The organism is Actinomadura sp. KC345 (assembly GCF_004348515.1).
In the GTDB taxonomy this organism is placed as follows: Bacteria; Actinomycetota; Actinomycetes; order Streptosporangiales; family Streptosporangiaceae; genus Spirillospora.
Window position 1 is genome coordinate 1 of sequence record NZ_SMKH01000288.1, and the last position, 9,775, is coordinate 9,775.

The window sequence follows — 9,775 nt, forward strand, 5'->3', positions numbered from 1 at the left end:
GCGCACGGCCGCGGCGGCCTTGATCCTGGGTCCGCTGGGGTTGCTGACCTGCGGGCTCACGTCGATCGTCGGGGTCGTCCTCGGCCATGTCTCCTACGTCCGGGCCGGCAGGGCCGGCGGGGGCGACCGCGGCCTGGCGCTGGCCGGAGTCCTCGTCGCTTGGGCGTTCACCGCCTTCTGGCTGGTCGTGCTCCTCGCGGTTTCCGCCGACCCCGACAGTGTGGCCACGTTCGTCAACACACTGTTCTAGCTCGGAGAGAGGCGTCCCGGAGACGCGGGAGCGTGCCCGCTGGTTGGGCACGCTCCCCCGGGGTCAGGTGGTCGGCCAGCGGGTCAGGGTGGTGTAGGCGGGGCGCCAGTCGGTCTCGAAGGCGGCGCGGACCGGCTCGGGCAGGGGTGCCAGCATCGTCGTGACGGTTTCCCCGGGTGCGCCGTCCAGCAGCCAGGGGAAGATGCGCGGGGCGTCGGGGCCGATGCCGGCCGCGTGGAGTCCGCCGAAATTCTGGAGTTGCTCGGCGGTGATGGTCGCGTCCATCAGGGGGATGGCCTCGTCCTCCTCGTGCCTCAGGTGGGCGGTGAGGTTCGTCCTCAGGGATTCCACCAGGTCGCCGAGGGGTTCCGAGCCGTGGTCGATGGCGTCGATGAGCGGGTCGATGGTGGCGTGCTCGGCCTCCATCGCGTCCAGGAGGGCCAGGTCGTCGGGACGGGCCGCGAGGGTTTCGCGCAGGGGCGGCCAGAGCGCCTGATCCTCGGCGGTGTGGTGGATGTGCAGGGCCTTCTTGAACAGCTCCCAGCCGACGGCCGAGGCCAGGAGGCGGCGGGGGTCGTCGTCGGTCCTGGCGGTGAGCTTGGCAAGTTGCTCCAGTTCCCTGCGCAAGGCGTCGTGCATCGCGTACATCGCGGTCCAGTCGTGGTTCACGGTCTCTCCTTCTCCAGTGTGTTCACCGCACTGACGAAGTGGGAGGAGGAGATGTGACGGGTGCGTGTCGCCGACGCCGGGGCGGGGCGGGTGAGGCGGACTCAGGAGGCGCTCGCCCGAACCCCCAGGTCGTCAGCGGAGGGGGCTGAACGGGGCCAGCTCCGGTGGACGGTCGCCGGTGATGATCTGGTCGGCGAGGAGGCGTCCGGTGGCCGGGCCGAGCGTGATGCCCCACATGCCGTGGCCGCCCGCGGCGAAGACGCGCGGTGAGCGGGTGGCGCCGATCAGGGGCAGGCCGTCGCGGGTGCAGGGGCGCGAGCCGACCCACTCGTCCTGGCGCGCGTCCAGGTCGGCGCCGCGCAGCAGCGGGCGGGCGGCCTCGACGATCGCCCTCACCCGGCGCGGGTCGAGCGGCGCGTCCGGGCGGCGGAACTCCATCATCCCGGCGACGCGGAGCCGGTCGCCCAGCGGCGTGCAGGCCACCCGCTGGGACGGGAGGTACACCGGGGCGTCCGGGACGCGGTCCATCGGCACGCTGAAGCTGTAGCCGCGGCCCGCCTGGACGAGGGCGCGGACGCCGAACCGCCGGGCGAGGTCGCCGAGCCACACGCCGCTCGCGATCAGGACCGTGTCGAACGACGCGTCGTCGCCGGCGCGGACGGAGACGCCGCCGGGTTCGTCGCGGATGCCGGTGACCGCCTCGCCCGTGCGGATCTTGCCGCCGCGGTCGAGGACGGAGTCGGCGAGGGCGTGCACGAACCGCCCGGGGTTGATGAAGCGCTGGCCGCGCAGCACGACCGCCGCGCCGATCTCGTCGGACAGCGCGGGCTCCACCGCGCGGGCCCCGTCCCCGCTCAGGGCCTCGTACTCCAGCTTCTGGCCCGCGGCGCGGATGTGCTCGATCTCTTCGAGGAGTACGGTGCGCTCCTCGGCCGTCCGGTACGCGGCGAGGAACGATCCGGCCTCGTTGGTCTCCGCCTTGACGCCGCCCTCGATGAGCGCGTCGAAGCTCGGCAGCGCCCGGCCGTTGATCGGCACGAGGGACTCCATCGCGCGCCGCCACTTGGCCTCGGTGCTGTTCAGGGCGAAGCCCGCGAGGAACCTGAGCAGGCGCGGGCTGGCGCTCGGCGGGACGTAGACCGGCGACGACGGGCTGAGCACCGCCCGGATGCCGTAGGAGAGGACGGCGGGCTCGGGCAGCGGGGTCGCCAGGCCGGGGGTCAGCCACCCGGCGTTGCCCCAGGACGCTCCGGACGCCACGTCGTCCCGGTCGAATACGGTGACGTCGGCGCCGTGCTCCTGCAGGAACCAGGCCGTGGACAGACCGACCATCCCGGCCCCCACGACTGCGACGCGACGCGTGTCGGAAGCCATGCCCTTCATCTCCTTGGCATCGGTGTCACCTCCATGTTGACCCGGCATGTGACGGCCGTCTCTGTCGTGTCCGGCCAATCGCGACGGGTCACATAGTGTGAAGAGCACAAACCTCGACACGAGGGGGCGGGATGATCAGCTTGACCGATCTCGTCGAGTCCCTCGGCCCCGGCCTGCTGCGCATGGTCGAGAACGGCCACGGCGCGCAGGTGCACGACGTCGTGCTCGCCGAGCCGGGCGAGGCGGCCGGGCAGCCGGGCGAGCTCGTCCTCGGCGTCGGCGTGACCGGCCCGGCCGACGCCGTGGCGCTCCTCGAACGGGCCGACGCGGCGGGCGCGGACGGCGTCGTCCTGAAAGCCCCCCTGGCCGACGATCCCGAGGTCATCGCCGCCGCGCGCCCGCTGAGGCCGGCGCTCGTCGAACTCCGGCCGGACACCTCCTGGACGCACGTCGTCTGGCTCGTCCGCGGCGCCATCGACCGCGCCTACGCGCCGCTGCCGGACCCGCCCGGCGCCCCCGGCGTCCACAACGACCTGTACGCCCTCGCCGACACGGCCGCCGAGATCGCCGACGCCCCGGTCACCCTTGAGGACGCCCGATCGCGCGTCCTCGCCTACTCGGGACGCCAGGACACCACCGACCCGGCCCGCGTCTCGACGATCGTGGGACGCCGCGTCCCGGCGCAGGTCATCGACCATCTCCGCGCGTCCGGCGTCTTCCGCAGGCTGGCCCGGTCGAGCGAGCCGGTGTTCGTCCCCGAGGGGCCGGACGGGATGCTGCCCCGCCTCGTCATCCCGGTCCGGGCGGGCGGCGAATGGCTCGGCTCGATCTGGGTGGTGGCGAGGACGCCGGTCTCCGGGGACCGCGTCCGGCGGCTCACCGACCTGGCGGCCGTCCTGGCCCTGCACCTGCTGCGCCTGCGCGCCGAGGCCGGCGTCGCCCGCCGGGTGTCGGCCGACCAGCTGCGCACCGCGCTGCGGGACGGCACCCGCGTCGCCGCCCCCGCCCCGCCGTGGCGCGTGGTCGCCCTCGGCGGCACCGACGAGGCCGGGGACGTCCGGCAGCGGCTCGACCTCTGGGACGCGATCACGCAGCGCTTCGGCTGGCACCGTCCCCTTCTCACCGACGTCGACGGCACCCTCTTCGCCGTACTCACCGAGCGGCCCCCGCGCGACGACGACCCCGGCTCGCTGCCCTGGCTCCGCCACGTCCTGACCCGCGTCCGCGACCACGACCGCACCCTTTACGCGGCGGCGGGCGGCACCGCGCACTCCCACACCGACCTCCCCCGCTCCCGCGCCGAGGCCGCCGAACTGGACGCACTCGTCACATCCGGCCACCTCACCCCAGGTTTGACCCTCCTGGAGGACGCCTGGGACGCGGTGATAGTCGAACGCGCCAGAAAGGCGACCCGCACCGACACCGGCCTGCTCGGCGGCCCGCTCCCCGTGTTGAAAGCGCACGACGAGACCCACGGCACGGCGTTCCTCCCGACCCTCGCCGCCTGGCTCGACCACTACGGCGACCCGAAGGGCACCGCGCAGGCTTTGGACGTCCACCCCAACACCCTCCGCTACCGCCTCCGGAGGATGGCCGAGGTGACCACGCTGGACCTTTCGTCCCCCCGGCTCCGCCTCGCCCTCCGCCTCCAGCTCAGCGCCCTCCGGACACCGCGGCACCGGCGCAACGAATAGCGCTCACGCCCGGCCAAGACGCAACGAAGTGCCTGGTGGACGCAAGGTTGGCGCATTGGATCGGGGGCCGATCGTTTCTAGGCTTTCGCTCAGTCGATCCCTTCGGACGTTTCCTTGGAGACACGCATGAGCGTCATGCCGGTGATGGAGCCGAGCACTGCCCGGACCGCGTTGCGGCGGCACTTCCTGATGTGCCGGCCGGAGCATTTCGCCGTCACCTACGCGATCAACCCGTGGATGGACCCGGCGCGCGGGGCCGATGCCGGGAAGGCCGTGGAGCAGTGGGAGGCGCTGCGGGCCGCCTATCTGGCGCTCGGGCACGAGGTGAGTCTCATCGACCCGATCGAGGGGCTGCCCGACATGGTGTTCGCGGCCAACGGCGCGCTGGTGGTCGGCGGGCGCGCGTACGGCGCGCGGTTCACGCATGCGGAGCGGCAGGCGGAAGGGCCCGCGTACGCGGCGTGGCTGAAGGAGAACGGTTTCGCGGAGGTCCTGGAGCCGCAGCACACCAATGAGGGCGAGGGCGACTTCCTCACGCTCGACCACGTGATCCTGGCCGGGACGGGGTTCCGGACGGATCTCGCCGCGCACCAGGAGGCGCAGGAGTTCCTCGGGCGGCCCGTCGTGACGCTCCGGCTCGTCGATCCGCGGTTCTACCACCTGGACACCGCGCTGTTCCCGCTCGGAGGCGGCAACGTGGCCTACTTCCCGGGGGCGTTCTCGTCCGGGAGCCGGGCGGTGCTGGAGCGGCTGTTCCCCGAGGCGATCCTCGCGAGCGAGGCGGACGCGGCCGTGCTCGGCCTCAACGCCGTGTGCGACGGGCGCAACGTGGTGATCAACGCGGAGGCTACGGAGCTGATCGGGACGCTGAAGGACCGCGGGTACGAGCCGCTCCCGGTGGATCTGTCGGAGCTGCGGAAGGCGGGCGGCGGGCCGAAGTGCTGCACGCTCGAACTGCGCGCCTGACGTGCCCTGATCTCGGGCAGAGCCGCTAGGTTTGCCCGATGACCGATTTCGCGATCCCGGACTGGTGGGGCGGGCTGACCGGTGAGCGGCTCGGTGTCGTGTGGCTCGATCCCGCCGACTGGGAACCGGCCTGGCAGCACGTCGAGGAGTCCGGGGCGATGAGCCCGGAGCGCCGCGACGTCGACGACGAGCTGCTGCGCAAGGGCAAGCTGCTGGTCGGCACCGGGCCGGAGTGCGTGCGGCGCTGGACGCGGCAGCGGCTCGCGGCGGCCTGGTACGTCGACCCGGACGAGCCGGACGTGCTGTGGTGCGCGCTGGGCGGCTTCTATCCGGCGTGGCTGTGGGTTCCGGTCGAGCCGACGGCGGCGGGCGTCCGGGAGGCGCTGGGCGAGCCGTTCCCCGCGCCGCCGGCGGCGCGCGTGGAGCTGACCGGGTTCGTCCGCGGGTTCCTCGGCCTGCGGGACCTGGTCACGGTGCCGTACGTGGCGGTGGAGGAGGGGGTCCCGCCGTGGGAGGCCGTCCCCGCCGACGACGACCGCGTCGCGGCGGACGGCCCCGCCCTCGACCGGTACGCGAAGACCGTGAAGTTCCTCGATCCGCAGCCGTGGGGCAGCGCGCGGCAGGAGGACCCCTATCCGGAGGAGCCCCCCGGCGGGCTCACGGCGCCGGCGCTGCTGGATCTCGCGCCGATCCGGGACGGGCACCGGCTGCAGCGGCTCGGGCGCGTCCCGTCGATGACCTGGCGGACGCTGCACTCCCGGTCCCAGCTCTCCGTCGAGATCCACACGCGGGAGGTCGTCTGCGCGGCGGTGCGGTACCGGCCGTCGCCGGAGAGCCACCGCGAGGTCGTGCGGCGGATCAACGAGGTGCACGGCGAGCGGTACCCGGAGGACCTCCCGCTGGACGTGATCGGGGTGCTGGCCGGCTGGGAGTTCGGCGTCGAGGACGATCTCGCGCGCAACCTCGACGACCCGGACGACGCGGACGACGCGGACGCCGTCGGCGCGGGCCTGCGCTGCCTCGCCGCGCTGTGGCACGGCGACCTGCGGCGCTGCCTGGAGCTCCGGGAGTGGGCGGCGCATCCCGCCCCGGGGGTGCGGGCCAACCTCGCCATGATCGCGCACTCGTACGGCCACCGTTTCCTGCTGCAGGAGCTCGCGCTGTCCGAGACGGATCCCGGGGAGCTGGCGCGGCTGGAGGACCTGCTCTACCACGACCCCGACCCGGACGCCTTCAACGCGTTCCGCGACGACTTCGGCGGGGCGGCGGTCATGGTGGACGAGGACGGCGACCCCGTCGGAGCCTGGGAGGACGCGTGAGCCACGAGCACGAGGACACGGTGCTGCACGAGGACACGGTGCTGCTCGCCGAGCACGCCGACCGGGCCGCCCTGGAGTCGGCGGCGGCCGGGCGCGGCTGGCCCCGGGCGGCGATCAGCACGGCCGGGTTCGGCGAGATGGAGCAGGTGGCGTGGCAGGCGACCGGCATGTTCGTCCTCTACAGCGAGGTGCATCTGCTCGGGCAGCGGGTCGTGCGCGTCGCGGGCGAGGACGGGTCCGTGGTGGACGAGGCGCTCGGCGTCGTGCGCGGCGCGCTCCCGACCGTCGCGGTGGAGGAGCTGCTGGACGTCCTGACGGCGCTGCCGCCGGCCGGAGCGCGGCCGATGATCCGCGCGCTCAACGGGCTGCGGGCGGTCGACGTCTGGAACTGCGCGAACGGAAGGCCGGCGCCCGAGGACCCGCGCTACGCCGCGGCGGTGGACAGGGCGGTGCGGCATCCCGAACGGCAGGTGGTGCGGGCGCTGGTCGACGCGGTCGGCGACCTGATGACGGTCAGGCCGGGCCTGGAGGCGCCGGTCGTCGCGCTCCGCGGCGCCGACGGCCCGGCCCGCGACATCATCGACGACTTCGCCGGCTTCTGCGAGGCTCGCGAGTAGCCATGCCGGCGTGGCGGCGCGCCAGTGCGCGTGTCCGCAGGACGCCCGCGATGCCGACCGCCCAGATCACGACCTGGACGGTCCACGCGGCCCGGAACGCCTCGGGCGTGAAGTCGCCGTCCGGTGACATGGCGTCCAGGACGAGGCCGACCAGCAGGATCGTGACGAGGGAGGCGAAGAACCCGCCCACGTTGACGATGCCGGTCGCGGTGCCGACCCGTCCGGGCGGGTTGAACGTCCGGGCGTAGTCGAAACCGATCATCGAGCCGGGTCCGCCGAGCGAGACGCAGACGACGAGGATCACCAGCAGCCAGCGCGGGCCGGGCGGGGGCCAGGCGAGCACGGCCGCCCAGGCCGCGATGTTCAGCCCGACGATGCCGAGCACGAGCCACGAGCGGCGCAGCGGGTAGCGGGCGACGAAGCGTCCGATCAGGGGTCCGGACACCACGTTGACCAGCACGAACAGGGTCAGCAGCGTGGACGCCGCCGCGGGCCGCATGCCCTGCCCCGTCACCAGGTACGGGTAGCCCCACATCAGCGCGAACGTGTGGGAGGGGAACTGGGTGACGAAGTGCGTCCACAGGCCGAGGCGGGTGCCGGGGTGGCGCCAGGCCGCCACGAGGTTGACGCCCGTCTCGCGCAGGGTCGGGACGTCGGCGTGACCGGGACCGCTCCGCAGGACGGCGAAGGCGAGCACGGCGATGAGGACGCCGAGCGCGGCGGCCGACCCGAACGCGGTGCCCCAGCCGGGCCCGTGCAGCAGCGCGACCAGCGGGATCGCGCTGAGGACCTGCCCGAACTGGCCGAGCTGCCCGGTGAGCTGCGTGACGACCGGGACGTACCGCGCGGGGAACCAGGTCACGACGATGCCGAGCACGCTGATGAACGTCATGGCGTCGCCCGCGCCGACCATGACGCGGGCGGCGACGGCCGTGCCGATGTCGGTGGAGACGGCCATGAGCGCCTGCCCGGCGGCCATGAGCAGCGCGCCGCCCGCGACCATCCGGCGCGGGCCGATGCGGTCGAGCAGGAGCCCGACGGGGATCTGCAGGCCCGCGTAGACGAGGAGCTGCAGGACGGTGAAGGACGCGAGGATGCCGGCGGAGGCGTCGAAGCGGTTGACGGCGTCCAGGCCGACGACGCCGAAGGACGTCCGGTGCAGGACCGCCACGGCGTAGGCGAGGACACCGGTGCACCACAGCACCCACGCGATGGGGGCTGCCTTCTGCCGTTGCGGGGATTCGAGGGAGGGTTGGGCGGTCTGCACGGATATCCAAGTTATGTCACTTCTGTCGGGGTCTGGCCCGCAGGTGCATCCGCTCCCCCTGCGGCCCGAACAGGCTGAGCAGCTCGACCGGCCCGCCGTCGCCGGAGAACCAGTGCGGCAGCCGGGTGTCGAACTCGGCGGCCTCCCCCGGTTCGAGGATCAGCTCGCGGCCCGCCAGAAAGAGGCGCAGGCGGCCGTTCAGCACGTACAGCCAGTCGTACCCCTCGTGGGTCTGCGGCTCGGGCGTCCAGCGGCGCTCCGGAACGATCATCTTGAACGCCTGGACGCCGCCGGGGCGCCTGGTCAGCGGCAGGACGGTCATGTCGTGCATCTTCCGGGGGCGCGGCCGGATCCGCGGGTCGCCGACCTCCGGCGCGCCGACCAGCTCGTCCAGCGGCACCTGGTGCGCCTGCGCGAGCGGGAGCAGCAGCTCAAGGCTCGGCCGGCGCTTGCCCGACTCCAGCCGCGACAGCGTGCTCACCGAGATCCCGGTGGCCTCCGCCAGCGCGGTCAGCGTGACGTTCCTCTCTTGCCGCAGCCTTCTGAGCCTGGGCCCGACCTCGGCCAGCACATCGTCCGTCGACTCCATGCCTGTATTGCAGGATCGGCAAAGAAGTTTGTCAAGTCGGCCGGGCGTCGCGCATCCTCACGGCATGACTGAACGAGACGTACTGATCATCGGTGGCGGCCCCGCCGGGCTGAGCGCCGCCCTCGTCCTGTCCCGCGCCCGCCGCAGCGTCGCCGTGGTGGACACGGGCGAGCCGCGCAACGCGACGGCCGAACACATGCACGGCTTCTTCACCCGCGACGGCATGCCGCCCGGGGCGCTTCTGGAGACCGGCCGGACCGAGGTCCGCGGCTACGGCGGCGAGATCATCGACGGACGGGCCGAGCGCGCCGCGCCCGCCGACGGCGGAGGCTTCGTCGTCACGCTGGCCGACGGCACCCGGCTCACGGGCCGCCGGCTGCTGGTCACCACCGGCGTGACCGACGTCCTGCCGGACGTCCCCGGCCTCCAGGAGAGGTGGGGCCGCGAGGTCCAGATGTGCCCGTACTGCCACGGATGGGAGGTCCGCGACGAGCGGATCGTGGTGCTGGCGAGTTCCCCGCAGTCGCTGCACCAGGTGACGCTCCTCACCCAGTGGTCGCCGGACGTGACGTTGCTTACGTCCAAGGCCCCTGAAGGCGAGGACGCGGCCCGCCTGGACGCGCGCGGGGTCCGCGTCGTGGAAAGCGAAGCCCGGCGCGTCATCGTCGAGAACGACCGGCTCAGGGCATCGAGCTGGCGGACGGCTCGGTCCTCGGCTGCGACGCCGTGTTCGTCGCGCCCACGTTCGCCGCGAAGGACGGCCCGCTGGCCGACCTCGGCTGCGAGACCGGCGAGGACGGCTTCGTGACGGTCGACGCGACCGGCCGGACCAGCGTCCCCGGCGTGTGGGCGGCGGGCAACGTCACCAACCCGATGGGCCAGGTCATCATCGCCGCCTCGGCCGGCTCGATGTCCGCCGCGATGATCAACGCCGACCTGATCGAAGCCGAGATCGCCGAAAAGCTCGCCCCCTGACCCGTTTACGGTGTCGGGGTGGATGAGCGGCGGTGGGCGGCTGAGCGGGGGGTGT

At 73.3% G+C, this 9,775-nt stretch carries 11 protein-coding genes; 7 read left to right on the top strand and 4 right to left on the bottom strand.

Annotated elements, in window-relative coordinates; all coding sequences use genetic code 11:
• Positions 1-250, top strand: a 250-nt coding sequence (locus tag E1281_RS32395; RefSeq protein ID WP_131883524.1) for a DUF4190 domain-containing protein, incomplete at its 5' end; no start/stop codon positions are given.
• A 63-nt stretch (positions 251-313) separates the two neighbouring features.
• Here the strand turns inward: E1281_RS32395 and E1281_RS32400 are convergent.
• Both E1281_RS32400 and E1281_RS32405 read right to left on the bottom strand, forming a co-directional pair.
• Positions 314-919 (bottom strand): hemerythrin domain-containing protein, encoded by a 606-nt coding sequence (locus E1281_RS32400; RefSeq protein ID WP_243717649.1) that lies wholly within the window; start codon positions 917-919, stop codon positions 314-316.
• A gap of 132 nt (positions 920-1,051) precedes the next feature.
• Positions 1,052-2,293 carry an FAD-dependent oxidoreductase gene (locus tag E1281_RS32405; protein ID WP_131883525.1) on the bottom strand — a complete coding sequence of 414 codons (1,242 nt, stop codon included), beginning with the start codon at positions 2,291-2,293 and terminating at the stop codon, positions 1,052-1,054.
• A 131-nt stretch (positions 2,294-2,424) separates the two neighbouring features.
• Between E1281_RS32405 and E1281_RS32410 the strand changes: the two genes are divergently transcribed.
• The 4 genes from E1281_RS32410 to E1281_RS32425 all read left to right on the top strand — a co-directional run bounded on the left by E1281_RS32410 (position 2,425) and on the right by E1281_RS32425 (position 6,889).
• Entirely contained in the window at positions 2,425-3,987 is a 1,563-nt protein-coding gene (locus E1281_RS32410; protein ID WP_131883526.1) for a helix-turn-helix domain-containing protein, read from the top strand.
• 126 nt (positions 3,988-4,113) lie between these two features.
• Positions 4,114-4,953: a dimethylargininase gene (gene ddaH, locus E1281_RS32415; protein ID WP_131883527.1), complete on the top strand. Its 840-nt coding sequence runs from the start codon at positions 4,114-4,116 to the stop codon at positions 4,951-4,953.
• A 38-nt stretch (positions 4,954-4,991) separates the two neighbouring features.
• Positions 4,992-6,272, top strand: a complete 1,281-nt coding sequence (locus tag E1281_RS32420; RefSeq protein WP_131883528.1) for a hypothetical protein — start codon at positions 4,992-4,994, stop codon at positions 6,270-6,272.
• Positions 6,269-6,889 (top strand): hypothetical protein, encoded by a 621-nt coding sequence (locus E1281_RS32425; protein ID WP_131883529.1) that lies wholly within the window; start codon positions 6,269-6,271, stop codon positions 6,887-6,889. Before E1281_RS32420 ends, E1281_RS32425 begins: the two co-directional genes overlap by 4 nt.
• Here E1281_RS32425 and E1281_RS32430 read toward each other — a convergent pair.
• Positions 6,849-8,156, bottom strand: a complete 1,308-nt coding sequence (locus tag E1281_RS32430) for an MFS transporter (RefSeq protein WP_243717650.1) — start codon at positions 8,154-8,156, stop codon at positions 6,849-6,851. The two genes, E1281_RS32425 and E1281_RS32430, sit on opposite strands and share 41 nt — an antisense overlap.
• Positions 8,157-8,172: 16 nt before the next feature.
• Positions 8,173-8,745 (bottom strand): XRE family transcriptional regulator, encoded by a 573-nt coding sequence (locus E1281_RS32435; RefSeq protein WP_131883530.1) that lies wholly within the window; start codon positions 8,743-8,745, stop codon positions 8,173-8,175.
• A 64-nt stretch (positions 8,746-8,809) separates the two neighbouring features.
• Here E1281_RS32435 and E1281_RS32440 point away from each other — a divergent pair, with 64 nt between their 5' ends.
• Together E1281_RS32440 and E1281_RS42260 are read left to right on the top strand one after the other, a co-directional pair.
• The gene (locus tag E1281_RS32440; RefSeq protein ID WP_243717651.1) at positions 8,810-9,553 is read left to right on the top strand and encodes an NAD(P)/FAD-dependent oxidoreductase; all 744 of its coding nucleotides are present in this window, start codon (positions 8,810-8,812) and stop codon (positions 9,551-9,553) included.
• A complete protein-coding gene (locus E1281_RS42260; protein ID WP_243717652.1) occupies positions 9,472-9,720 on the top strand; it encodes an FAD-dependent oxidoreductase in 249 nt (82 codons plus the stop codon). Before E1281_RS32440 ends, E1281_RS42260 begins: the two co-directional genes overlap by 82 nt.
• Positions 9,721-9,775 lie beyond the last annotated feature (55 nt).